The organism is Spartinivicinus ruber, assembly GCF_011009015.1.
In the GTDB taxonomy this organism is placed as follows: Bacteria; Pseudomonadota; Gammaproteobacteria; order Pseudomonadales; family Zooshikellaceae; genus Spartinivicinus; species Spartinivicinus ruber.
The window spans coordinates 96,581-121,759 of sequence record NZ_CP048879.1 but is presented as its reverse complement, the minus strand read 5'-3'; the positions used below and the strand labels follow the sequence as shown (position 1 = coordinate 121,759).

30 protein-coding genes are annotated in these 25,179 nt (G+C 43.5%); 2 read left to right on the top strand and 28 right to left on the bottom strand.

The annotated features are described in order from the left end of the window. Window positions 1-3: 3 nt before the first annotated feature. From G4Y78_RS29340 to G4Y78_RS29220, 25 genes are all read right to left on the bottom strand, one after another. A complete protein-coding gene (locus G4Y78_RS29340; protein ID WP_163836775.1) occupies window positions 4-1,401 on the bottom strand; it encodes a baseplate J/gp47 family protein in 1,398 nt (465 codons plus the stop codon). Next, window positions 1,401-1,748 (bottom strand): hypothetical protein, encoded by a 348-nt coding sequence (locus tag G4Y78_RS29335; protein ID WP_163836774.1) that lies wholly within the window; start codon window positions 1,746-1,748, stop codon window positions 1,401-1,403. The genes G4Y78_RS29340 and G4Y78_RS29335 overlap by 1 nt, the downstream gene beginning before the upstream one ends. Window positions 1,749-1,750: 2 nt before the next feature. Then, the gene (locus G4Y78_RS29330; protein ID WP_163836773.1) at window positions 1,751-3,799 is read right to left on the bottom strand and encodes a hypothetical protein; all 2,049 of its coding nucleotides are present in this window, start codon (window positions 3,797-3,799) and stop codon (window positions 1,751-1,753) included. 98 nt (window positions 3,800-3,897) lie between these two features. Beyond that, window positions 3,898-4,677 (bottom strand): hypothetical protein, encoded by a 780-nt coding sequence (locus G4Y78_RS29325; RefSeq protein ID WP_163836772.1) that lies wholly within the window; start codon window positions 4,675-4,677, stop codon window positions 3,898-3,900. Between the two features lie 6 nt (window positions 4,678-4,683). Continuing rightward, window positions 4,684-5,181, bottom strand: coding sequence for a hypothetical protein (locus tag G4Y78_RS29320; protein WP_163836771.1), 498 nt, complete (start codon window positions 5,179-5,181; stop codon window positions 4,684-4,686). Further along, the gene (locus G4Y78_RS29315; protein WP_163836770.1) at window positions 5,181-5,741 is read right to left on the bottom strand and encodes a hypothetical protein; all 561 of its coding nucleotides are present in this window, start codon (window positions 5,739-5,741) and stop codon (window positions 5,181-5,183) included. The genes G4Y78_RS29320 and G4Y78_RS29315 overlap by 1 nt, the downstream gene beginning before the upstream one ends. Next, window positions 5,738-6,226, bottom strand: a complete 489-nt coding sequence (locus G4Y78_RS29310) for a hypothetical protein (protein WP_163836769.1) — start codon at window positions 6,224-6,226, stop codon at window positions 5,738-5,740. The genes G4Y78_RS29315 and G4Y78_RS29310 overlap by 4 nt, the downstream gene beginning before the upstream one ends. A 28-nt stretch (window positions 6,227-6,254) precedes the next feature. Beyond that, on the bottom strand, window positions 6,255-6,857 hold the full coding sequence (locus G4Y78_RS29305) for a hypothetical protein (protein WP_163836768.1): 603 nt from the start codon (window positions 6,855-6,857) through the stop codon (window positions 6,255-6,257). A 5-nt stretch (window positions 6,858-6,862) separates the two neighbouring features. Continuing rightward, a complete protein-coding gene (locus G4Y78_RS29300) occupies window positions 6,863-7,501 on the bottom strand; it encodes a hypothetical protein (protein WP_163836767.1) in 639 nt (212 codons plus the stop codon). Between the two features lie 17 nt (window positions 7,502-7,518). Beyond that, on the bottom strand, window positions 7,519-9,339 hold the full coding sequence (locus G4Y78_RS29295) for a hypothetical protein (protein WP_163836766.1): 1,821 nt from the start codon (window positions 9,337-9,339) through the stop codon (window positions 7,519-7,521). Further along, entirely contained in the window at window positions 9,336-9,593 is a 258-nt protein-coding gene (locus tag G4Y78_RS29290; protein ID WP_163836765.1) for a hypothetical protein, read from the bottom strand. Before G4Y78_RS29290 ends, G4Y78_RS29295 begins: the two co-directional genes overlap by 4 nt. Before the next feature lie 78 nt (window positions 9,594-9,671). Then, window positions 9,672-11,231 (bottom strand): DUF2460 domain-containing protein, encoded by a 1,560-nt coding sequence (locus G4Y78_RS29285; protein ID WP_163836764.1) that lies wholly within the window; start codon window positions 11,229-11,231, stop codon window positions 9,672-9,674. Between the two features lie 236 nt (window positions 11,232-11,467). Then, on the bottom strand, window positions 11,468-12,064 hold the full coding sequence (locus G4Y78_RS29280) for a hypothetical protein (protein WP_163836763.1): 597 nt from the start codon (window positions 12,062-12,064) through the stop codon (window positions 11,468-11,470). Between the two features lie 63 nt (window positions 12,065-12,127). After that, a complete protein-coding gene (locus tag G4Y78_RS31830) occupies window positions 12,128-12,271 on the bottom strand; it encodes a PAAR domain-containing protein (protein ID WP_163836798.1) in 144 nt (47 codons plus the stop codon). A 155-nt stretch (window positions 12,272-12,426) separates the two neighbouring features. Next, the gene (locus G4Y78_RS29270; RefSeq protein ID WP_163836762.1) at window positions 12,427-13,116 is read right to left on the bottom strand and encodes a hypothetical protein; all 690 of its coding nucleotides are present in this window, start codon (window positions 13,114-13,116) and stop codon (window positions 12,427-12,429) included. Window positions 13,117-13,314: 198 nt separating this feature from the next. Next, window positions 13,315-13,605 (bottom strand): PAAR domain-containing protein, encoded by a 291-nt coding sequence (locus G4Y78_RS29265; protein ID WP_163836761.1) that lies wholly within the window; start codon window positions 13,603-13,605, stop codon window positions 13,315-13,317. After that, window positions 13,605-14,342 (bottom strand): phage baseplate assembly protein V, encoded by a 738-nt coding sequence (locus G4Y78_RS29260; protein WP_163836760.1) that lies wholly within the window; start codon window positions 14,340-14,342, stop codon window positions 13,605-13,607. The genes G4Y78_RS29265 and G4Y78_RS29260 overlap by 1 nt, the downstream gene beginning before the upstream one ends. Beyond that, complete coding sequence (locus G4Y78_RS29255) at window positions 14,332-15,351, bottom strand: hypothetical protein (protein ID WP_163836759.1); 1,020 nt, start codon at window positions 15,349-15,351, stop codon at window positions 14,332-14,334. The genes G4Y78_RS29260 and G4Y78_RS29255 overlap by 11 nt, the downstream gene beginning before the upstream one ends. After that, on the bottom strand, window positions 15,329-16,048 hold the full coding sequence (locus G4Y78_RS29250; RefSeq protein WP_163836758.1) for a hypothetical protein: 720 nt from the start codon (window positions 16,046-16,048) through the stop codon (window positions 15,329-15,331). The genes G4Y78_RS29255 and G4Y78_RS29250 overlap by 23 nt, the downstream gene beginning before the upstream one ends. Continuing rightward, a complete protein-coding gene (locus tag G4Y78_RS29245) occupies window positions 16,039-16,905 on the bottom strand; it encodes a hypothetical protein (RefSeq protein WP_163836757.1) in 867 nt (288 codons plus the stop codon). Before G4Y78_RS29245 ends, G4Y78_RS29250 begins: the two co-directional genes overlap by 10 nt. Continuing rightward, entirely contained in the window at window positions 16,895-18,427 is a 1,533-nt protein-coding gene (locus G4Y78_RS29240; protein ID WP_163836756.1) for a tail fiber domain-containing protein, read from the bottom strand. The genes G4Y78_RS29245 and G4Y78_RS29240 overlap by 11 nt, the downstream gene beginning before the upstream one ends. Continuing rightward, window positions 18,420-18,923, bottom strand: coding sequence for a hypothetical protein (locus G4Y78_RS29235; protein WP_163836755.1), 504 nt, complete (start codon window positions 18,921-18,923; stop codon window positions 18,420-18,422). Before G4Y78_RS29235 ends, G4Y78_RS29240 begins: the two co-directional genes overlap by 8 nt. After that, window positions 18,920-19,990, bottom strand: coding sequence for a hypothetical protein (locus tag G4Y78_RS29230; RefSeq protein ID WP_163836754.1), 1,071 nt, complete (start codon window positions 19,988-19,990; stop codon window positions 18,920-18,922). Before G4Y78_RS29230 ends, G4Y78_RS29235 begins: the two co-directional genes overlap by 4 nt. Continuing rightward, window positions 19,987-20,295, bottom strand: a complete 309-nt coding sequence (locus G4Y78_RS29225) for a hypothetical protein (protein ID WP_163836753.1) — start codon at window positions 20,293-20,295, stop codon at window positions 19,987-19,989. Before G4Y78_RS29225 ends, G4Y78_RS29230 begins: the two co-directional genes overlap by 4 nt. 1 nt (window position 20,296) lies before the next feature. Further along, window positions 20,297-20,896: a hypothetical protein gene (locus tag G4Y78_RS29220; RefSeq protein WP_163836752.1), complete on the bottom strand. Its 600-nt coding sequence runs from the start codon at window positions 20,894-20,896 to the stop codon at window positions 20,297-20,299. Window positions 20,897-21,257: 361 nt separating this feature from the next. Here G4Y78_RS29220 and G4Y78_RS29215 point away from each other — a divergent pair, with 361 nt between their 5' ends. Next, a complete protein-coding gene (locus G4Y78_RS29215; RefSeq protein WP_163836751.1) occupies window positions 21,258-21,458 on the top strand; it encodes a hypothetical protein in 201 nt (66 codons plus the stop codon). Between the two features lie 55 nt (window positions 21,459-21,513). Here G4Y78_RS29215 and G4Y78_RS29210 read toward each other — a convergent pair whose 3' ends face one another. The 3 genes from G4Y78_RS29210 to G4Y78_RS29200 all read right to left on the bottom strand — a co-directional run bounded on the left by G4Y78_RS29210 (window position 21,514) and on the right by G4Y78_RS29200 (window position 23,077). Next, window positions 21,514-22,215 carry a DUF4097 family beta strand repeat-containing protein gene (locus tag G4Y78_RS29210; RefSeq protein ID WP_163836750.1) on the bottom strand — a complete coding sequence of 234 codons (702 nt, stop codon included), beginning with the start codon at window positions 22,213-22,215 and terminating at the stop codon, window positions 21,514-21,516. A gap of 62 nt (window positions 22,216-22,277) precedes the next feature. Further along, window positions 22,278-22,709, bottom strand: coding sequence for a LexA family protein (locus G4Y78_RS29205; protein ID WP_163836749.1), 432 nt, complete (start codon window positions 22,707-22,709; stop codon window positions 22,278-22,280). Between the two features lie 107 nt (window positions 22,710-22,816). Then, complete coding sequence (locus G4Y78_RS29200) at window positions 22,817-23,077, bottom strand: WGR domain-containing protein (RefSeq protein ID WP_163836748.1); 261 nt, start codon at window positions 23,075-23,077, stop codon at window positions 22,817-22,819. 991 nt (window positions 23,078-24,068) lie between these two features. On the opposite strand from G4Y78_RS29200, the gene G4Y78_RS29195 reads away from it, so the two are divergent. After that, window positions 24,069-25,178, top strand: a complete 1,110-nt coding sequence (locus G4Y78_RS29195; RefSeq protein WP_163836747.1) for a hypothetical protein — start codon at window positions 24,069-24,071, stop codon at window positions 25,176-25,178. The last annotated feature ends 1 nt before the right edge of the window (window position 25,179 follow it).

Below are 25,179 nucleotides of genomic sequence, written 5' to 3'. Positions count from 1 at the left end.
CGATCAATAATTTAACAATAATCCTGACATGGTTTTATCGATATTAATAAACAGCATTTCTGTTAGGTTTGTTGGTTCTGCTGGCCCATCAATACTGATCTCAATATCTGCATCTTGATCGAAAATACCCAGATTATTCATTAACCGATAGAAGTCCCTTACCTGGGCTTTTTCCCGTTTTTGTGGCGAGTGCTTATCATAATGCTGGATGAGCAACTGTTGTATTTGCTGTTTGGCTTCACTGAGTACTACTGATCGATGAAGCGTGCCCTTAATGTTGACTGCAAAGCTCACATCATGACGTTTGACTAACTTATAACGCCGATTCAGCTGGGGTACGGCTTGAAGGGATTGCAGTATTTTTTCACCAACGGTCTCATCACCAGGGGCATACACACAAATAAAAATCTTATTGATAAAGTCGACATTGGGTGCACCGTGCATGGTTTCCGCTTCTTGCTCGCCCCACACATTGCACCAAAGCACATTCGGGTGATTACGTTTGATAAAAAATACATAATCATCATCCCACACTTTGTTCTCGTTATAGAGCGGGTAATACAGCGCATTTCGTCTTATTGCTTCTATGTTTTCACCAAGGCGGCCACCTTCGATGACATCAGCAGTAATTATTTCAATGTCGCTGGCAATTCCTGATTGCAGCGGAAATAATGGCTGATTGGGCATGAGAGTGGTTTGTCCTTCGGTCAGTTGCAGTGCAATCGTAACTGTTGCATTCCGTGCCGGAATTTTCCCAAAAATCCCATTACCAAAACGAACACCGACTTGATCGGTGTGGGTGTAAAACTCGTCGTATACCAGACTATCGCCGTCGGTATTTCTAAATAATCGGGCCTGCTGCCACTCTTGCGGTCCTTCCCCTTCATCTACCCAGACTTGTAATTGGTGAATCGTGGTACTTAAGGCGGTTTCCAGTAATAACTCGATAAAGGGTTTTTCTGCTTCGATAGTAAACGTCAGTTGCTGTTGTTTAAGCTGTTTAATCGTAACAGTTTTACGGTTATTAGCCGGTACTTGAATACTTTCAGTTAATTGATAATACAGTTGTTGCTCCGACAATAGCGCCAAGTTTGCCGGTAACCCAATCGTTTCAGCACTGTTATTTATGACAGTGGTTTGGCCTTGAGAGGGCGTAGGGCGAGTCGGTAAATATTGCCGGTCTTCAGCAAGGGCTAAAATGCTCGACCGATTCAGAGCCGTCGATAAATAACTTTCTTGATGAGCACGCTCAACCCGATGCAATGCATACGACAAGGCTAAATTCTGAAAAATATTCAGCCCCTGCATGACCTGGGAACGGGCTAAAGGCTGTAATGCCGGCTGTTGTTCAATAATCCGAATAAATTCATTTAAAGCGGCTTGATGATTATCCAGCGACATCACAATTCCTTATTCGACAGTTGTAGATTGGTTGCACCCATCTGGTGGTGTATCACCACCTGCATGACATCAATAGCAGGCCAGCTGACCCGGATTCCTAGAATCGATAAGCCCTCAACATCCTGACTGATTTTTTTCACAATGCTGATTTCCAGGGCAACTGCCGTATCTTCATTTTGCGGTGCAAATCGAAACGGTGACAGGTTATGCCCCCAGGCTGGATTATCGGCAATGGTAAATTGCGCATTAGCAAACCACTCCTGCACATTGTTATGAATGGCCTGGCTATCTTGATGGATAGTTAAGCCATCAGCTGAAACTGACAGTAAATGATCCAGTGCTTGCACAGTTAAATCCGGTCGTGACTCATCAGGGTTAATACCACGTCATCAAATTCTATTGGTATCGACGAAAAAGTATCTGGTGCTGGAGTAGACATAGCAGTTGGTTGCACTTGTTGATTAGCCGGTAGTTGTTGTAATGATTTAGCTAATGCTTGCCCGAGCTTTTGTTCGTCCAGGGTGATTGTTTGGGGCGTTGTCGTGGCTGTTAATGGGCTCGATAGTGGCTGTTCTACAGTAGAAGTACGGCTGTTGCTGTCTATTTTTATTGGTGCTGGGTCGATGGCTCGTGACTGTATAGTCACAGCTGCAGTGGCTGGCTCTGCTATAGTAGTAGAGCTAATCCTACCCTGATGACTGGTGGTAGTAGTATTTACCACCAGTTTGTCTGTATTCGTAAACTGTAATTCAGAATGATCTACATTGATGTTTTGGGCATCTGCTGTTTTTGGATTGCTCAGCTCAGATACAGCCATTGTCGTCGGTTTTTCAGCTAAATAATCACTGGCAGTCTGTCCAGCAATATCCCCTAACCAGTTACCAGCTACACCACCAATAATGCCACCAATCAATCCACCCACGGCTGTCCCAAGCAACGGTATTACACTACCCAATGAGGCACCCGCCATAGCCCCCGCCGCGGCACCTCCCACTGTCCCGGTAGTCGCAGCCCCTATCTGTACTACTTTTTGGGGCATTGATAACTCTTCGCGATCTTTGAGTGCTTCATAGGTGGTGGCTGCTGTCATGACCCCTGCTACTGGGCCACCCCATTTCGCTAATTGACTCAGCTTCGATAACCACCGACTGCGTCGATTAGAACGGCGACGGTTGTTGTCTTGATCATCCGACTGCTGTCGTCTGTCTAATTCATCAAGACCTATATCCAATCCATCGCTACCACAACAACAGCTGGCTTTCTGGGCCAGGTTATTGGAAATAGCCTGCAGCAACTGTTGGGTATTTCTTTCTTCTGTAAGTAATGCTGTAGTTTGCCGTGCCAGCTGATCACTCAGAAGCTGCTGTTGTTGATCCTGCTGCACTTGCTGACGTACATCTGCTTGCTGTTGCTGTCCCAATGAAGGGGTTGGTGCCTCTCGGGACGGCTGCGCGCCAGGCGCCGTACGGGCTATGTCGGGTTGATTAGGGTGTTGGTCATTTGTTGCTCTATGCGAAGTCGGCGTTGAATGGCTGACAGGGGTGGCGCTTGTGGTATTTTCGTCCTGAACAACATTAGAATCTGTCGTATTGCCTCGACTTGGGGTGGCTGCTTGTGTTGTACTGGCTGCTCTATTGTCTGTACGGCTTTCGGTATGACTCTCTGCTTGACGGTTGGATCGCCTTGTGCGATTACGTGTTTGGTTTGGAGTGGTATTTGTATGAGAACGCTCCCCGCGGACTCGATTAAATAGCCCTTGGGCATGGTGCATTAACCCCATGGTTTCCTTAGCCGATGACCATAAACCACCACCTAATGCATAGCCGGTTAAATCCCCTTGGTGGCTTGCCATCGAGGCTTGTAACATACCAAACCGCGTACTGAGCTGTGCACGGCTGGCAAACTGCCCGTTTGCTAATCGAATAGGTGCACGTTGATGAGTCGTATTAGAACGTGTATTTGCGGCAGCTGTTGTATTTTCGCTGGTAGCAACAGGTGTTGTTTGTGCTTCATCTGACGTAGAATGGCCCGCCTGTAGTCCTGCCAGACTATGTTGTTGATCTGCTTCGGCAGGTGTTGCGGCTACAACCTCCGGTTGTGGCTGGTTTTGTTCGGCTATGACTGTGCGTTCGATCAGGGTATTTTCAACGACAGTCGATGTGTTTACCGGAATTGCCTCTGAGCCAGGAGTAACCGCGGTTGGCTCGGTAACCTGTGCCGTTACTCCCTCATGTAACCCCTCAGTATTTTCAGCCACTGTTTCCAGTAAATCGACCACGGCTGAATCCCATGGCGTTAATACGGCATTGGGTGTGTTGTCTGCTGTAACCACGGGCGTGGCGGCCACCAGTGGGGTGGCATCAGCGGCGACGTTGGGTACGTTGCTGGAGTTGGTCATGCAGTTTAATTACCATCGAAAAATCACACGCCAGTAAATCCCCTAAGCTTTGTCCGTGCATACATAAATTCGCTAATAACGTATGCCAGCCGGTTTGGCTATATACCTGGCAATTGACAGAAATCCCGAAAGGGAAAAAAAAGCGTTAAATACGGATTATTTGTTTGCGCTTCACAGTCACAAGCGGGTACCTGGGTGGTTAATTGCAGTTTGCCATCATGCATGACCGACGGTAAGCCGTGTTGTAATTCGGTGAGCTTTTCAGAGATTAATTGTGTTAACTGAGCAAATTCACTGGCAGTTAATTGTAATAACCACTGTTTTTTGCCTTCATCATCTACATGTTGTTCTGCAAAATCCAGACAATACCTAATTTCAGCTAAACGTATTTCTGCTTTTTGTTGCCGGTAATCAGCCGTATTGGGAGTTAATGGATTTAACGCCAAATTAAGGGTTTCTAATTGCTCTAAGGCTTCACCTGTCAGCGGTTTAATCTGAAGTGTTTCCCCTTTAAAGGCGATCTCACGATAAGGTTTACCTTTGAGTGTTGTATTGTTATCTGCCAGATCCCGTAAATCCAGGCGATAGTTTAGCGACTTGCTACAGCTGGGGCAGGTATAGCTTAAGGTCATTTGAGTATCTGGCAAGGTGTGCAGGGCATACCAATACACTGCTAGCCGTCTGTCATCCCCAGACCATTGGCGAGCGTCGCTATAGGTTTCAGGGGCTTGTAATTGATTTAAAAATTCGCTGGTGATCTGCTCTTCTAATTCGGGTTGTACATCAGCAATCGCCAGCATTTCTTTAACGGTGGCTTCCCGTAATCGAATGGCATAATCAGGATTACTCGGGCGGGGAATAGGGGCAAAATAATGCATAAATAATTATCGAAACCTGGTAAAGGTAATGGAAAACGCTAAAAACCCAGGCTCGGTATAAGATTCGGTAATCTCGCCAGCCTGACTGGGATACACTAAAAAGGTGTTGATTAATTGCTCATTATTCTGTTCAGTGAGCTGAAACAGTTGTAACTGTCGTACATAACCCAGTGTTGGGTGTAAGGGAGGATTTAAGGTGCCGTCCGCATTCTTTATATTAGCCATCCAATCGAGTAACCAACGGTGAATCCGTCGGTCCTGGTGGTCTCGCACGGTCAGCGTCAAGATGTCAGGCTCTGGCTGTTGCGGTAAATTAATATAATAAGCACCTGTTAAAATTGGCTTGGTATTGAGGGTAAATAATCCATAGGTCACATCCTTAACAAACAATGCAAAGTCTGTGGGCTGGCCTTCAATCGCCATTTTAAATTGCCAGTTTTGCTGAAATGCTTGCTGAACACTGCGTTTAACCGCTAAGCGCTGTTGATTAAAATCGACCCTCATTAATGACTCAGCTGGGCAGCGGTTAAAAAGGGCGGATGTTCTTTCATGATCGCTTCCAGCTCAGTTAACTGCCCACGGATATCAGCTTCTATTGGTAAATGATCAGCCGGTAATTCGGCGGCCTGATGCATCCCCCGTAACCGCTCGTTATTGGCTAAGCTAATTAAGCTGTGTAAATGGCTATGAATAAAACTGGTTTTGGTATTCGCTGGAAAATGATCCGTGGCTAAATCCCAGCGGGTAAAATCCGAAAAATAAATCACCGTGACATGACCAGATGGTGGCTTACCTTCCTCATTAATCAGAGTATTACCATGTAAAATAATCGAAGCGGGCTGTTGTTTATCATCAAAAGCAGTTAATAAACTTTGATAATCGTCTGGTACTTCAAACCCATCGGCTAACTGTTTCGCGGTTAACACCCGAGCTTTCTGAAATCCAATATTGTCATGATAAGTACGCAAGCTGCGTTTTAATAACGCTAAAAACGTCGTCTCATCATCCAATAATAATAACGAAAATTCGGCTTTAATATCGTTCAATAAATCCAATGGTGTCATAAGCGTTCACACCAGTTGTAGTGAATCGTCACGGGAATTTGCACAGTACCGACGCGGTTTGAAGTATCCAGCTCACCGGGATCGGCTTTTAAAATACAGTCTTCCAGCTGCCAGCCTCGGCGTTTTTGGCCTTCACCGACCAGCACCATTTCAATAGTGACGTATTCTTTTTTCTCGATGATTTCAAATAAGGTGTCCTGGACCAGGCCGGTTTTTAATTCCACAATATTCACGGTAATATCGCCGTCGCGTTTCACCGCGCCATATTGCTGAAACCCTTGGCCATATAAACCAAAATCCTCTACCGGATCGCCGCGGGAAATTTCCGGTAATTGGGCTGTACGGACTAAGACGGTTAAATCCTCATAACCTTTAATGGTCATCTCAAAATCAGACGCCACTGCCCGTTCGCCCATCGCGACATTTTTTGAGTAAGCACGCTTTAATAAGGGAATATCACCCTTAACGTTAGGAATACGTGACATAATCACCTTTATTCAGCAATTAAAATCATTAGCCATAAGTGGCCGGGATATCACCACGGGTTAACATTTTTTCGGTTTTAATGGAAAGCTGCACCGCTGCTTCTAATAAATAGCCATTTTTATCACGTGGCCCATCGAGTGGCACTTGTAGACTCTCGATAATACAGGGACCACAGATGACATTACGGCCAATATTGATCCAGACAGACTCGGGTTTTCGCCCGAGTGGCATAATGGCATCCACGTCAGGTGTGGCCATTAATTCCAAAGCCTGGATAGCGGCTTCAACTTCATTTTTAGGCTCCACCAAAGCATACAGCTGTAGGGTAATACTGAACTGGTGGGGCTGGTTACCTTCCCACACCTGTTGGCTATTGAGTGTCGTTACCGAAGTGAGTCCCGTTAATGACTGGGTTAATCCCGCGGTTTTTTGGACCGTCTCTTGTGCCCCTAATGAATCCGTTTCAAAAGGGCTGGACCAGGTGGCACTGAACTCTTTGCTGGTTCCTTCACCAATGGCGCCTACCACCAGTGTGGTATGTTGATGAATCCAGCATTTTAAGTAAGGGCTGATTCGACTGTCATTCAGCCCCACTTGCGTCAGTCCCCCTTGTTGCCAGAGCCCCGTCATTTAAATTACAAGCCTCGCTGTGACCTAAGTTTCATGGCTTTGGCCCGTGCCCGTTTGGCAGCAGCACTGTGCGCCTTGCGGCGTGCTTTTTTTAAAGCAGCTTTTTGCGCAGCCGTCATTCGGCGTTTGCGGGTGGGAATTTTTTTCAGGACAATTTTGCCATCAATCACCCGTCGTACTGCTTTATCCATGACTGGCTGTGAAAGTGCAGCATATTCTGCCACTAACGTACCATCGTCTTTTTGTTCGGTACTGAGCCGGTCTTCAATTTGTTGGGCAATGGTTAACGCGCTGGCTTCATCCTGTCGTTCAATGAAGGTTTTGACATCGCGGTTTTCAGCGCCTAATGCCGTCAGTGCAATAGCGGTTTCACGGGTTAAATCTTCATAATAATCTTCCTCTGGTTGGGTAATATCGTCCTCGATAGCAACATCGGCCATGCCGGAAATAATTTCAGTAAAAGCATCCGGGGTAATTTCTTCCCCTTCTACCCAGGCTAATGCACTGGCCATGGCACTGGCACGTAACTGTTGATCACCAAACTGATCAATAATGCTGTCGGTAATTAATGGATTACTATTATCTAAACACCAATAATCAATATCGGTTGGATGTAAATCACCGGGAGAGCCCGTATCAAACATAAATACTCCTTAAAAAACTAACGCATTAATTTGGGCTGCAAGGCAATACGGCGGGCAACACCAGTGGGTGCAAAACTCACATCCACTTGCCAGAGGTCGATTTCAATTTGTGTAATATCAATATGAAACGGATTTTCCCCATCACGCTCTGGGTTTCGGGGGTTCACAAAAGCCCCAGCATCCACACGACGCTGACAAATGTCATTGGCTAAGGTGGTTAATAACGAGAGGGTTAAGCCATCGGGTTCGAATTTGGCGACACTCGCCGCTTGAATAAATTCATGGGAAATAGCATTTAAAACTGCTACTACATGTTCAAAGCGTAAATAATTATTTTTGGGCCAGAGGTTTAAACAGTCATTAATGAATTTGCCTTTATCCACCGGATTTATGCGTGCATCGACGCGTTCATCTGGTAATACAAAGCCTGTGTTGTGTAATGGCTCAATCCCACGACGATTAATTAAGCCACGACTTTCGCCAGCTGCCGTATAATGAGCACCGGATACTGCTCCATGGCCGGTAGGTGTCGCATAACAACGGGCCTTGGCGGCCACTAATGCCCCGGATGCCCCCCACAAACTTTTACCACCGTACCACTCGTCATTCGCTTTATAGGGGTAATGTATCGCCTGCGCCTGATAGCTTTCCAAATTGGCATCGGCTAACCATTTAAGCGCGGCACTTTCCGTTAAGTAAGGGGGAACATCAAACTTGAACTGGGTTAATCGACCTTCTGCAATGGCAATCACATGGCCTAATACCGTAGTGTCGTATTGTCCTGCGGCGAACAATAAATCAAAAGCCACATCATCGGATTTAAGGCGTGACCATGCTTCTATCCATTGTTCAGTGGTTGGCGATTCACCATTACTGCCACCCATAAAGGTTTCAGCCATCGGCATCACATCAGTCCAACGGGTGTTGTACGCTACCTGGCATCTAAAGCGGGAAGAACGTTCTTCTAAGACAGTTGGCGCATAAGCACTTAAGCCCTGGTCATCCATATCGTCAGTATCAATGCCGACTTTATAAGACTCTACTAATTGAGATTGGCCATAATGGTCTTCATAAAAAGCTAAGGTAAAACGTTGGTCCACATCATCCAGCGCAGTAATTTCAACTCGGCGGTGATCACTGGGGTGACCATCCACTGGCCAGACCACTAACCAATAATCCTGGGCTACCACAATATCGGTACCATAAGGGTGGCTGGCTGTTAATACGTCAGGTGGTGTCTGCTGGGCTTTGCCATGAATCACCAGCTTAGTGCCACTGGTAATGGTTTCCAGGTTAAGACTGTCGTCTTTATGGATCCACAATACCGGGGTTGCCCCATGCTGAAAGTTATGCAGGGGATAGAGCTGGCTGTTAATTTCCACCGTCCAGCCTTCAGCCTCAGCCGCACTGACAGTAAAATCCAGTGCAGAAGACGACAGCAGTATTTTAATGGTGTCACCTTCAATAATCGGTGAGGACTGCACGGTGATTTTATAGCCCTTCGCATCGGGAGCTTCTGGCTTTACCGGAAATGCCAGGCTAGGGAATTGTGCCCCAGACCCCACCACCCGAACCACCTGACAGGCAGCACACTCAGTTAACGCATCCTTCACATGCCGTAAACCCTCGGCTTTGGTACCGGCTGACATGGGTAAAGGCTTGCCAAAAGTCGATTGCCAATTATCCGCCGTAACCGTGACGGGCTTACCGACCGGACCTTGAGAGGCTTCTACGACTGTTGCACCAATGGTCTGGCTGCTGCCCGCTAACGAAATATTGTTATCAATGGGGCTGAGTACGGTAATCCCCGCACTCTCTGTTATGGTTTGACTAATCATGCGACCTCGTCAATACGCATGGTAATCGCCGGAAACCCTTTTAAAATCTCACGCAAATGGACCACCTCTGATTCCGAAAAAATATCCGGGGCGGTATTCGCATGCCCGGCAATCCAAATTCGCTTTTTACTCAAGGTGCATTCCAGTGGTGATATGCTGGCATTTTTAAAAACCACTTCGAATAATCGTTCCGCTGGTTCGGGTTTATCTTCAGTAGCGGTGTCAGTTGCAGTATTTTTGCGGCGAGTGGCCATAGCCCTGAACTCCAAAAAAATAATTAAAAAACAATCGATAAAATAAAGCGAAAAAATAACTAATTAACTCAGTGCCGGTTAAGGCACTAAAGTGAGTAGGGTGTAATAAGTCCGGCCATTTTTAGGGTGTAAATCTCGGTATGCTAATTCGTACAGGGTATTGCTATGGCGTAATTTTTCATCAATCGGGTGCTGATAATTAATGGCACTGATCGCATCGGCTGCTACATAGCCTGAATCACCATGATCACGGCCTTTGGCATAACAAAAGATTTGCCAGTCAGGGGCAAACGGGTCTTCTTTAAAATCAAACTCAAAGACTTTACCCACATAGTGTGGCTGGGGAACATGCCGATAACCGGGGGCCATTCGCACATGGGGGGCACCAATCGACTTTAATAGGGCAGAGGCTTTGGGACCGGCAATAATCCCCACCAGACCGCTTTTCTTGGTGCGGTACATTAAATCCTGACTGATCTCATAAAACGTCTGACGTAGAGTTTCGTAGTGATCTGTGAATTTAAGGCCATCCGGTACTGTATATTTCCATTGACGATTGCCCATCGCAAAGAAATACATATCGATTAAACGGCGTCGGTCTTTTTCAGCGGCGAGAATATTTTTAGCCGAACTGAAGTTTAAGGCATTTAAATCAATACTGAATTCACGACGGGCGCTGAATACCGCTTGAATGGTGGCACTGGCAGCAATCGCGGATTCATGGGGATAAACCAGCCAGGATTCCATTTCGTGATCAATTTTAGGGATCAGAGAAGGGTCTTTTTCAATTGATACGTCGTAAGCGACATGAATTTCAATGCCGTTTTTAGGCGGTACCGAAAAATTAACGGTAATCCCACCGGTGTCGTGATCAACGGAGCCTGTCACAGTTACAGCGACCCCATCAGCATCAATAAAATGCCCCGACAGCAGTCCTCGACCATTTAAATCTTCGGCTACCAGGTTACGGTCATGATAAACCCGTACCAACTCTTTGCGCACCGGCATACCAATGCTTTTAGTGAATTCTTTGGTGGTGCCATCGCCAGTTGCCACCGGCTGGCGTTGGTTCATTGATGAGTATTGCCCATGGAAGGACTCGTCAATTAATTCTCCTTTTTTAAGGTCACCAAAGGTAGACCCCGCTCGTCGGGTAATCGCAAAAATTTCAGATTTATCGTAATTGGGTGGAATATGCGTGACCATATCATTCGTAATGCTAGTCAACATGGTAGGCACAATTAACGCAACCTGGTGATTACGCTTAATAATGCCTTCACTGGTCGATGTAGCCGCATCCATAATTTTATGGTTAGCCGTATTGACCAGCATATTTTCGATAGTGTGATAGGCACTGGCCATCATTTCAGCGGATGGCAAGGAGCCGCGCTGATCATAATAAGCACGCACGGCATTGGCGGTAACCCCTAATAACAAAGGACCTTGCTCGCCTGCTGCATCAAAAATAGTGTCTTTGACAACGGCTTTTAACTGGCTGTTACGTTCAGCATTATCAGTAATAAATCGGTTAGTGTTGGCAGATTCAACTTGTGGATTGATCACCGCCTGACGGAATAGGGCGGCTTTTTCATTAATGGCATTAATTCGGTTGTGATAATCGGTGATCGAGGCGACCATAAAACAGGGGTACTCCAGGTATCAGACTGATAGAGCACCACCCTAACATAGAAAAAAGTAATCAGCCGCTGACTGAAAAATATTGCAGATAATAAATTATCATTAATTTCCTACACCGTCAGTGAAGGAAAGCTATTGCCAATCTTTAACCAACTTGTCTATAGTGAATTTGCTCAGTTATAAAGCAATTAATATCTATATTATGCCCCTGTAAAGGGGTTTTTTTGATAACTGCGCTAAGAATATATAAGGTTACAAACAAAAATAAATGTAGCTGGGATTGAGGTTATAGTTAAAAATCTGTAATGCCATGGGAAGTATTCAAAATAGAACTGCCACGGCTTTGAGGTTTGTTCAGACATCACAAAAAATAGCAGCAAAGGTATGATAATAGTAAATATTCCAAGTGCTAAATAGGTTACACCAATAACTACGGTATTAAATAACACAGCATAAAGAGTTGGTGCTATTTCAAGTATTACAGCTATTTTAGCGCCATAATAAAATGAAAAGATATCAATAGTTGCAAAAAGTAATGTTACTGATATATAACCTGCGATGTTAGACATTAGTCTGAAAGCCACGTTGTTGAAGTGGTGCTTTAAATCTAAAAAGCCGATAGTAAGTATGGCAATAAATAATCCTAAACTTCCTATTGCATGGAAATAATGTTTAGAACCTGCTTCTTGAATACCTTTATCAACTATATCAGGAGCAATATCTGGTGATAACTCCACAAATAGACTGGCTATAATTCCTAAACTAACCCAAAACACTATTTGTAGTAAAATTGCTATTGCAGCTTTTTTTGTAGGAAGACCTGTTAATGTCATAATAAATACTCCTTTTACTGAAAAAGATCATATTCTTAAGTGTTTCTAGTCATGAGGCAATTGCTATCCATTGATACTATGGTTTGCTTCACCCGTAGCAATCGTTGAGCGACAGCTGACACTATCACCGACACGTGCTACTGGTTTGCCATTGATAATGTGGTTGGGACTTCGTCTTAAAGTCACCCCTGCATGGGTTTCAGGAATTGAAGGGCTGGTGTGGGGTAACTAGCAGTATCTCTTATAGTGGATAGGATTTCCGTTGATGGAATGTAGAAGGCCCCTTCGTTATTGACACGGAGAGACCAGCAACTGTGTCCACAACAGCTAGAGTTTATAATTGTTGCACCTGGTACTATTCATCACGAATAATCAACTACTAAACGTACATTTTTTGATTTTGGCTCGTAAAAGAAATGAGCAGTATCACCACCATCTTTGTAATAGTACTCTGATACTGTACCAATATATTGGTATTTGTCACCTTGGCTGTTAAAAAGAGTTAACTCATCTTCACCAAACGTCTCATTGAAGGTATAAGGATAACCTGCATAAGCATCCCAGTTTTGTCCTGAAGGTGTTAATCCTCCTAATGTGATAAGGTCTTCTTTATACTCAATATTTGGATTTTCTATATCGCAGTATTGTATGAAACCATTCTTTTGATAAAAATTTTTAACCTTTTTAAAGTAAGATATAGTTTCTTGATAGTAGTTGAGCATATTTTCATCATCACACCAGTCTGGGTGCTCTTTCATGAAAAGACGTATATCACAGTCTAGTTGCCACTTCCCATCTACGTAAGAATAACTTAGCCAAATGTCAGAGCAGGTTTCGTTACCATATTCACCAGTATTGTCTCCTATTAAACCTTCTTCAGGCTCTATAGGTAACGCAATTAAAACTTGATCATCGTAATTATTATCAAAAGCCGAGAAAGAAACTAAGCCAATGGGCAGTAATACGCCTCTTTCATTTTTGTTGAAAACTTGATCCCAGTCTGGGAAAGCTTTATAGATACTGTTTGATTGATATATTTCTTGCTGCTTCATCGTTTCAAATACTATTTTAATATTAGGTATCGTTTATCATTTGATTATAATAATCTTTGTGCTTTTCAATCTACAATAGATTGCGTATATTGAAAATAATATAATAAAACAAAATTTATGAATTGTTGCTTTATATATGATTCTGATGTTGGTATAGTAATTTTTACTTCAGGCTAACCGTTATTTTATCAATGATATTCAGCCCATTACATGGAGAGTTTCACCAGCTGCAATCGTTGATCCACAACTCACACTATCCCCGACTCGCGCTACAGGTTTGCCATTAATAATATGGTTGGGACTGCCACTTGAAGTCACGCCAGCATGCGTTTCAGGTATGGTAGGACAGGTGTGGGGTAGCCAGCGATGTCCCTTACAATGCACCGGTTTTCCATTGATGGTATGCAGGGGTTCGCCTTCACTGTTTGCACGAGGTGGCCAACAGCCATGACCACTACAGATAGAGCCTAATATTGCAATAGCCGGCATTAACCCAACTCCTCAATAAACTTTTTCGCTCTCACAATAAAATGTTGGCCTGCTTCGAAAATAATATTTTTTGCCGATTTAATGGACAAATTGCCGTTTTGTACATTGAGTATGGCATCACCAGCCAGGACATTTATGGTTAATTGATTACCGGCAATCAGTTTGGTTTTCGTTTTGCTGGAAAATAAGGTTTTTTGTTCACTGTGCAATACTGCACCTTGCTCGTTTAACTCAAAAGCGGTGCCGGTTGAACGATGTGTGACACGGTAACAACCTGGCGGTTCATACTCGACAGTAATCCCATGTTGTGTAATCACGGATGATTGGTGATATTGTGCTGCAGTTGGCTTGGGCTCTTCATCAGTGCGTTGATGATTAAAGGATTCAGGCCCCGCCCACGACTCATGGGGTGTATTGGGCTTAGCTTCCGGACAAAAGTGAGCACTGCCAATAATGCGCGGGCGTCGTGTATCGGGTTGCCCATGGCTGATATACGGAAAATCCACCCATACCCAGTCGCTTACCTGCACGGGGTTAAAACTGCCAGCGTTATAACGTGCACCGATGGGTAATAAATACTCGGCCCAGGGTAATTTTTCGGTTGGCACCCCTTCGGTTAATCCCAAAATTTGTACCTGAACTCGCTGGCATTTTTTTGGGTCATCGGTATTAACGACCTGGCCATGATATTGCGTAGGGGAGAGGGGAGAATTTAACTCAGTGGTATTAATATTCATTGTTTAAAGGCAAACAGGTTTTAACCCGGCATTGGTATTTCTGGACCGCATAACGATGTGAAACGGATTGAATAACCACCTTATTGGGTAAACTCTCATCAATCGGTAATTCAGCATGACTGCGATTAAACACCAGCTGCAGGGTAATACCCGCTTTTAAGGCACCATTACCTAAGCAGGTAAATTCTAAAGTGGGCATTAAATGCGTATTTAAATTGGCTAACGTAATCGGGCTCTTAAATCCTACCACCTCACGCGGTGCCGTGGATGAAGCAGTAGCATTTGCATTGTTCGCATTAAAAGCACCTTGGGATAAGTGCCAACCAATAAACTGGCGTTGGGTAAAGCTCTGAATCAGTGGATCCGCATTGGCTTGTTTAAGCGACACCATCTGATTTTGTTGACGTGTATCGTTGTAGTGGTAGGAAATGAGAGCTGTTTTATCTAACAAAGATTTAATGGGCTTAAACGTAAACTGCTGGCGTTGATAATAAATCACTGCCGCATTTTCTCGGGCTATTTGTTTGAGTAAGCGACTGGGCCGCATACTGGGCAACAGGTGATAATCCTCGATGGCTGGAAACGCACCGGCTTGTATTGCTGTATGATTCACCAGGGATTTAACCACAGTGGTGGGTGTCTCTCTCACAAAAAAACGGGCCTGAGTTGCTGGGGTTTTTAGTTGAAAAATCACCTCACTCAGGCAATTGAGGGTTAACACTGATTCAGCATCCATCGGCATGGTTAAAATCACAAAGCGTTCTATCGTGTCTAATTCATCCCGTCGGTAGGGGTCCGCTAAGGTAACTGTTATTACTTCAAAAGGTTTAATGCCTACATCATCCCGAAAAATCGCTTCGCGATCATTGAGTTTTAAGATTAATTTAGGCCCGGATAAATCCAATGTTTCAATATAAACCGCTTCGATTAACCAGCTTAAATCTAAGGGTTTATCCTGATAACGAACTTCCTGAATTAAAACATGTTCAAATGCGGGGTTGACTGCCAAAGGGAAAGACTCGCAAATTAAAATGAACTGGCGCGATTAACTGGCTCTCTTTTCCTACCAGAATCGGTGTTAATAAGGTGTGTTGTAATTCCAGGGCAAATAATCGGCTTTCTTGATGAGGATCCAAACTGATATCGGTTGCTAGCAATGTTTCAGGCTCACGGATATAGGCTTCAGCGGTGAGTTTTTCCGCTCCTATTTGATAGTGCAGCGGGATTTTGTGGTGATTGTGTTGTTTTTGGTTAATAAAAAAGTACCAGACGAGCGCTAATTGCTCGGGGTGATTGCGTTCGTGTCCAACAAAAACCAACCGATAGGTAATATCAAAATACATCACCTGTAGTTGATAGGGTTTTTCCAGATCTTTTAACCAGAGTATATCCTGATAGATGCCGCCATAATGTTCAGGGTCGGCACTGGCTAAACTGATATCCCGAAAATAATAAATCAGCGGTAGGGTAACGGCATTCGTTTGGTTTTGCTGCTGAAAGTATCCTTGTTTGCCCAGTTGGCTCATGAATACTAATGGACTATCCAATTCACCTCGAAATATCTTGCGATAGGATGGTCTAACAAAAAAAGATTGTAAATTAGGATCGTCAGATGTAATGGTTTCATAGGCCTTAACCAGGTGACAACCCAGTGCTTTATCTACCATTGATAGGTTGCTGAGTGTCGGGAGCGAAACTATAGCCATTGAATACTCCCAGCCGTAGCCGCACCAGCCCTTCCACCCGATGAACCATGATTACCCCCTGCGCCATGGTGGCCAACTGCACCACCAGCGCCGGAGTAATTATGGTGGTTATGACAGGTACGTTCTTCACCACGACCATGTGTACGACAAGATCGCCACTGGTAATTAGAGCCATGACCTGGACCATGTAAACTGCCTCGGCCTGCCCCACTGTAATATTCACCGGTGCCTCTACCACCATAGGGTTGTCCGCCGCCACCGCCATCATTTTTATCTTCTCTAGAGCTACCTCCACCGCCGCCGCCACCAATAACACTACCACCCGCGTGTACTTTTAGTTTTAAGGTACCGTTACTCAAGACAATACCTGTACCACCGTTGCCGCCTGAATAACTGTGCCTAAATCGTCCGCTGGCGCCTCCACCACCACCGCCCCAAACATGACCGAAAACTTCGATGGTTAACCCGCCAGGGAAATAACCCATATTAACCATCATGCCGGTCCCGCCAGGATTACCATTGCCACCACCATGACGATCAGCCCCTCCATGGCCCGTGACGTATACCCCAGCATTAACAATTAAAATACACGATGCTTGTCGTTCACCGGGTGTAAACCAAGCATCGGCACTGGTGCCATTCACTACAGAGCTGCTGATATGTTTAATGACCTGGTTAGCACTACAATAAAACTGGCTAAAAGCGATAGCGCCCGTCGTGGCAATTTTGGCATTAGAAGGGGCATCTGGGACCAGGCTTTTACCGCGGTAATATTGAGATAAATGCAGCGGTTTATTGCCTTTATATTCAGTGGCAATATCAGTAAATGCGATGGGTCCTTCACACCTAACTGCCATGCAATTGCTCCTCTAAAACAGAGACTTTATTGGACAGTGCCTTAACGGCTTCAACTAGTAAGGCAACGACACCGGTATTGTTAATTGATAGGTAGCCGTCTGGTGTCGTTTTAACGGAGTCTGGCAGTACCTGCTGTACTTCCTGAGCAATTAAACCGACTTGGTAGTTGCCGGTATCGGTTCGTTGATAGTGGTAACCGCCTAACTGCTTTAGTTTTTTAAGCGGGGCTGAGATGGGATTTATGTGCTGTTTTAAACGACGATCAGAAAATGCCGTTACATCGCCTTTCGCGTAAATCGCTCCATTGCATGTAAAATTAACATCCATGGTAGCGACATTATGATCCATTACTAAAATTTGTTTAGGTTGAGTATCGTTATAGTGCTCAAATATAAAGGTATCGTTGGGGTCATCGCCAGCCTGAAAGAATAGTCCGCAACGATACTCGCTCCCTGCAATTTCCCTTACATGAATTGAAAACTTATCGGTTAAACCCGTCCAGTTAATGCCATGACTCGTACCACTGCGAATAATATCAAAATGCACTGGCCCACTGAGTGGCCCTCCGGTTTTTTTATAAACCGACTCATCATCCGCTTTACTGTCTAATACCGCTGTCAATTTTGCTACATCTGGTATAGCGAGTTGCTCAAAGCGGGCTTTATCCAGTTTAGTATTTAAAGCATCCCGTAAACCTGCAATATGATCGATCCCTAAATTCTGCAGGTTTTCTTTGTTTTGTTTAATATATTCAACAATATTTTTTAGGGACTCAATTTCATCGCCATCTGATGATAAAAAGGCATTAATGGTATCGATCATTTCTTTTAAAATACGACCTTGATTGGCGGATAAGGTGTCGGTCGCCGATTGAGAGCGTAAATGATCAATGGTGGGGGGAAGGTTTTTAATTAATTCATGCAATTTTTTACCTTGCCGCGCTGATAAACACGCATCGGCCTGATCTACCGTTAATTGATCAATAATGTGTGGCATGTTAGCCACTAACTGATATTGTGGGTGCGGGTTAGCCTTTTGCTCATGGGTTAATACAGGAATGCGTACAATACGTCGACTGACATCTAACATAGTTGGGGTTAATGCTTCAGCATCTGACGGCACTTGCAGGGTAGCTAATACCACACTGTTAGGAGTCAGGGTAGGGGTTACCATGAGCTCAACTGTACTCACCTGATTCAATTGATAATCGACAGCAAGCACTACATGTAGGGTTTCACCTGGGGTGATGGTTAATGCTTTTTGCATCCCAGCCGGCATGCGTGCAGTCAGTGAATAGCCTTGGGTTTCAATTACTGCAATGGATTCTGCCGTAGTGTCACCAACCAACACTTGAAAAGGGGCACTTTGATCAATCGTGACATGAAAGCCGCTATAAATTCCAGCTGGTAGCACGCCGGCTAATTTGCGATTTATTGTGGCACCCGAGTAATTCTCACGCCAGGCGGTGTCTATACGTAAATCGTTATTGGGTTGTTGTGGCCAATTGTTAGCATTAAGCATGGGATTCATCCTCATCAATTAAGGCCAGTAATGCATGTGTGTCGGCATGGCTCATGGGTAACACCTGATGTTTAGCGCCTACTAGCCCATGTTTGCCGATAGGCAAAGCAGCCAATACATAAAATAACTCAACTGTTTTCTTGTCATTGGGCAAGCGATCTTCACACCAGAGAATGCTTTGTTCAGGCACTGGCCCTGAGTCGAGCAAGACCGTTTTAGGGCTTTCAAAATCAGGCGCTGATTGAAACCCCGCTGCTAATAAGTTTTGTGGGCTGTCATTGGGAAAAAACCGCGCTTTTACAATGATCGGAGCGGCATAGTTCACGGCGGTTTCGTGTTGCTCCAGGGTACCGACTGGGTCTAACACATCAGTCGTATGCTCTTGCAAGGCCTTAAATAACAACACCTGGCGTACATCCTGTGACTGAAACAAAAATTGTTTTGTATCATTCGCCAGTCGTTCCGTTAGTGCTAAAAAATCCTGGGGTTGGATCATAATTGCTGTTTTATAGCCTCTGCAGACATGCCTAATTCACCTGCAAATTTTTGATACACGGTAGTAGCCGGGAGGTGATAACGCTGGGCAAAGGCTAATTCCTGTTGGATTTGGGTTCGTTGTTGTACGGTTAATTGCTGAGTCATTTGGGTTCTCACTCGATTAATTTTTTTGCGGTTACCCGGTTTATTGACGTGACGGCGTAACCCTAAACTGGCTTGTCTAGCGAGTTCAGCACGAATTTTTTCCTGATTTAATTCACCGACACGCGCCCGTTTAAGTTGTTGGTGATCTTGCCGAGTCATAAATTGATTACGGGTATCGCCAGCAAATCCTACCTGTTCTGCCTGGCGAATCATTTGCTGGGTTAATTGGGTTTTCACCGTAGGACTTTTTAAAGTCCGGAAAACCTTCAATACATGTTTACAACAACAGCCGCTTAAACTGGGGTTACGGACTTTCGGGAAGTCTTTTTCATAGGGCTGAATGGCAAAACCACCCACGGTTGCAACATAGCGATACCAGAACTGATGACGACCGCAGTCACAGTCAAAGGATACGGGACCAGCCAGAGTTTGGTTCATGGCCCGTTTGACATCCCCCGTATCTGTTAACTGACGCCACCAGTCTTCTAACCGTACTTTCACCTGATGAAAGTCGGCCTGGTATTTACCACTGGCAGTCACACTGAATGTTAAAGTTGAACCATGGATTTTATATAGCCGTGCAGAACGAATTTCCAAATTAGCCCGTTCCACATCAATCGCCCGAGATGAAGCAATTAATTGATCAATGGGCACACCTTTAGCCGAGCCAAATTGTTTTGCCAAGCGTTTTTGGGCTTGGGCAAACCCTTTTAAATCCTCAATGGTAAAAGGGGTACCGTCTTCCCGAGTACCAATCAAGACTTCCGCATTGGGGGGCATTTCCCCGGTGCGAATGGCCATGCGGATTTGGTTGGGCGATAGTGTGCGTTTTGCATGCCCACGGTTTTGACGAAGCTGCCGTCGTAGTTCTGCAAACTCACGATCCTGATGCCGAAAGTTTATGCCCTTAAATGGATTCATTTTTTACCCTCTCGATCAGCATACACTTTGATTTGCTGGCGAATCCACTTAATGGGCGGCAACTGTAGGGTTGTGCCGGCTTTTAACGCTCCACGCATATCATCTAGTTGCGCAATAATGACCACAATTTTTTTTAGCTGCGGCGTACCATAAAAGCGCAGGGAAATAAGCTCGGGCATTAATACTTCATCGAGGGCGACTTCATGACGTTGCCAGTCGGGCAGGGGACTACGTAACGCTTTATAAAACTGCGTCCGTAATAATGGATCCTGTATGGTAAGTGGGGATAAGCGAGCAGGTTGCATGTTAGCGCCCTCGAATAATCGCCACTAGCCCTGGCGGTAAGTGAGCTAACTTATCAGGCGGCTTACTACCTAACAATTGGGTTAAATAATCACGAGAAGCAGGATTAAAGTGCAACGCACCCAGGACTAATAATAAAACCGCCCGTTGATAGCCGGTAAATCGCTGATAATCAATGTCATAACGATTACGCCCTTTGTCGTCTTTGTCAATATTAATGCTATTGCGGTGAATTTGATGGCGTTGTAAACCATGCTGAAAAATAATATTACCTAATTGGTTACCCTGTATTTCGCCTAATCCAGTTAAGGCAAAATAATAATCCAGTGCAATATTTTGATAACTGCGGTTTTCAGCGGGTGCGGACTGATCCAGGGTTAAGGTATAACCTATATTAAATAAACGACTAACGTCTTCTACTAAAACCAAAAACTGTTTATTAAGTGCATTATCTACTGTTTCTAATAACCCAGGCTGCCACTGCTCCAGTCGTCCATTCAACGGCGTCAACTGGTCAATGACTAAGTACTCACCGTTGAAAGCCCCTTGTGCCAGGACTTTGGGGTGACTCACCAATGAGACGGCACAGAGTTTTTTAATCATGTAACGGCCCCCTCAAACAAATAAATAACAGGCCCGAAGGCCTGCATTTACATGCCACATCGATAGAACCACCTCTATTATTCAGAAAAATATTGAAGCGTCCATGATAAAAAAATATTGTAAATTTAATGAATATCATGCAAAAAAAGCAGGCACTTGGCCTGCAAACTCAAAAGGTGAAAAAGTGAAGGCAGGCGGGCTAGGGGGGGGGTAAAGGAGGGAATGATCAGAACAAGAAACCCGCCTGCATAAAAGGTTATTATTCATAAAATATTCATGGTGTCTATGATAAAAAAATATCGTATGTGATTTTTTTAAAATGGGTTATGATGAAATTAATTACATACAACAGAAAGCCTCTATGACCAACGAATACCAAGATATTAATACCTCGCTACCTCCCATGAACAGCCGCGTTGACGTAATTTGCCGCTACCACGATCGAGACCAACCAGTCACTGAAAAAATACGTGCATACCACGATAATGGTGGTGAATTTTATTTAACCACGGTCGGTCACAATATCAGTAAATTAGTCACTCATTGGAAGCTAGCCAGTTAATCTGGCTAGTGCCTATTCACTGTATTTGCAGAAGAAAATTAATTGCTGAAATGATTTAATAATATTCATTTTCTTCAACATTAATATCACCTGCCGCGACAATGACTTTAATATTGGCATCCCCTGAGCCTGGTATATCAACGTGATTGCTTAGACTCACCATATTGGGATCATGATCAGTATTGTTATCCTGCTGTGATTGAGAATAAATATTGCCGGCCAGTGTAATAATTTTCATGCTTTTATACTGAGTAGGCGATGTGACTAGTTTGACATCACCAGAGACAATACCCACATCTAAATCACCAGAAACCACTTGTATATCCGCTTTGCCTTGACGGGCTCGAATATCCAGGCTCGCTTGCGCAGGTAAAAATACCTGCCAGCTCTGCTCAATATAGGCCTGTTGGTTGAGTTTTAGGAGCGTTTTGCCTTCAACCTGACTGGTTTGAATCGTAAAATTTTCTTGGTTTAACTGACACGTCGAGTTCAGTTTGGCACTGGCTGTTTCGTCAGAAGTAGTACGTTTTTCCAAGCACTCAGCGCCTGCAATAGGTTTTAAATAAACAGTAAAATGCGCTGTTTGTGTCTTTGAAGGCAACACCTGAATACTACCATTATCAATATGTACGCTATAGCTTGCCCGGCTATCAGAAAACGTCTTTGTTAATAGTACGGCTTTATCTTCAGCAACGGTTGTAGTACTTAGTGAACTTATGACCGTTAATACAGCAGCCAATAAAAATATTTTCTGCATCGCTATATCCTATGTACGAATTAAAGAATTAGAGTTTTTTAATGAAGGTGGCTGGGTAATGACTAGCGAAAGCTGTGTAAGCTATGTGCTACCACACCCCAAATTACACAATCTAAGTGATTCGTGATTTCAATAGGTTTGAACTCAGGATTGCGAGGTATCAGCCACGCTTTATTTTTTGTTAGCTGCAGCTGCTTAACCGTTAACTCGCCATCGAGTGCCGCAATGACAACATCCCCATTGAGTGCAGTTAAAGCACGATCGACAACCAAGACATCATTGGGCTGAATTCCCACTTCGACCATGGATTCTCCTGTCGCTCGAACAAAAAAAGTGGCTGCAGGATGCTTCACTGCATAGTCATGCAGATTCAAATCAGTCTCAATGTAGTCGTCGGCAGGGGACGGAAACCCAGCTGCCACACGGCTAGTCAGTAAAGGCACCGCTTTTTGTGTTGAGTGCTGTTGAGGGGGGTATATTGATGTCAGTTTCATTGTTGTTCACTTAATACTGTATATATATACAGTATTTTATAGCAAAGCATGAGTCTCACAATCAGAAATTTCTATTTGGTAGGAAAGACTGATAGCAAACTAGTGATTTACTCAATAGCCTGTGACACGGTCACAAGCTCAGAGAGCTTGAAAGAGTAGCCTTTGCGCAGTTTTGCTTGCTTGATTTTGCTCAGTGCCGCTTGAGCTTCTTCGTAACTAGCAAAGGTGTCGATCTTTGTTTGCCCCTTAGTACCAATGCGGCCCCATTGCCTCAGTAACGACCAGTCGCCAAACAGATCTTTTTGAATCAATAAGGTATAAAACTTGTGGGTGTTGGTTTCGGGGTCACTGTACTTCAGGTAAATCATCCTTTGATTACCCAGTTGTATTGATTGTGATCTGAGTTAAGCAGGGTGAAGGATGTAGATCAACTGTCTTTTTTAAAGCTTGGCATTAACCAGCTTATGTGTAATCTCAGGCGAAAGTGTTTGCTTACATTTATTGATAAAGCTAATGACCAACAGAAGGTGTATCACATTACGTATTACACCAATCAGTAACATAATACCTATGCAGTAGAAAATTTATCTATTCCTGGAGTTATCGGAAGTTTTTTACAGCTAATGGTAAAAACAACGGAAAATAATGTGAAAAACTTCCACCGTAATTTATCACTTTATCTGAGCCCAGCTACAATCAGTTTTTGATTCGCTCCTCAAAATTACTACAAGGAACTTCACTATTTATTTAAAATTGCATGTTTAATTAAAATAAAGTGTTGTTACAATTTCGTAACAAATATAATCTACCAAAAAGTTTAAAGGGATTTTTGTCTGGCCCCTCTCTTTAAGCATTTGGTAAAAATATACTTAATTCTGGCAAGTTAAAAATTCATGTTAGTTTTAATTAAATCGCCCTATTGTTAATTCACAAGAAATAGGTGTACTTGTGTTATATTTTTTGTAAATCCGTATGCGCTTAATATTATGAATATTTGCACACCAAAATAGCCAAAAAATGTCAGCAATACTTCAACTAGAAAAACTATACCTATTCTCTTTTAGCATGGGTAAGCTGCTCATAAAGCTTTGCGTAATCATTAACAACATTGCTAGCCCTTAGCGGAGTTTGGCTAGATTTAAATACTCTCGTTTATAACCAAAGCGAATGATTTTTAGCGGCTGCCGTCGAGCGATGAGGCCCATGAGTTTATGTATATATAAATGATTAGTGCTTAGCGATGATTTATGCCCTTCAGGGTACAACAAACCCTAAAAATCATTCGAGAAGGGTATACACCGCCAACGGCGGACAATAAACATCGAAAAGATTAAACTACTGCTGGTTAGGAGAAGTAACTTGAGTAAATCAACTAATACTCAAAAAGCAGCAATAAATACGACTAAAAAAGTAGTAAACTCTTTATTGTTAAGTATAATACTGTTGATTATTTCTGAGCTATTATTGCAAGTTCGCTCTCACTTACGGTTTGGACAAAGCGTATTTAATGCAGCTTCTAATGAAACTACTTATCAAATTAACCATAATTTGAACCTAAAACTATTACGCCCCAATAGCAAAATCAGTGGTTCGCAAGCGACCATAGAAACCAATTCGTTAGGGTTACGAAGTCCAGAGCTTACCAGCAAAAAAGAGAATGGTGAATTCAGAGTGGCTATTGTTGGTGCATCAACAGTAATGGGAACTTATACACCGAGAAATGAAGATACCCTATCCTATCGTTTAGAATATTATTTAAATAATATTCTAAATGTTGAACATATTAAAGTCATTAATGCGGGTATTGCAGGCTCTTCACTTGAAGAGCAAAAACAACTCATAGAGAAGTTATTACTTCCGCTTGAAATAGATTACCTTGTCTTATATACCGGTTTCAATGATATAAGTCGTTATTGCAACTCAGAAACTAATCCTATCAATGAATATAAACTTTCCCAAATACAATTACCTAGCTGGTTGTTGAGCACAGAATTAATACGAAAGAATACTGTATGGATTCATTCCAATATACCATCGTTTAATTATCTAGATCCCAGCCAAATAGATACCTCTGGTTATATGTCAGCTCTAGTTTCGCTATTATCCTTTGTAAAACAAACAAATATACCAATGACAATAATGACTAATGCTAGATCTTTCAGAAAAAATATGCCTATTGAAAAACAGCTATCACTATCTGAAACAGCAAGATTTTATAACGACTGTTTTAATTTAGCTGGATTACATGAAGTGTATGATATTCACAATAAATTTATTATCAATCAAGCCAAACTATATGGATTTCATGTATTCAACACAGAACAATTTTTACCTGGTGGCGCTAAATACTTTGGTGACGCCACACACTTTACAAAGCTAGGTACTGATGTTGTTGCATCACATTTAGCAAAAAAGCTAATAAATACAGGACACCGCTTTCATTCAAATAATCAACCAGTTGAAAACTAAC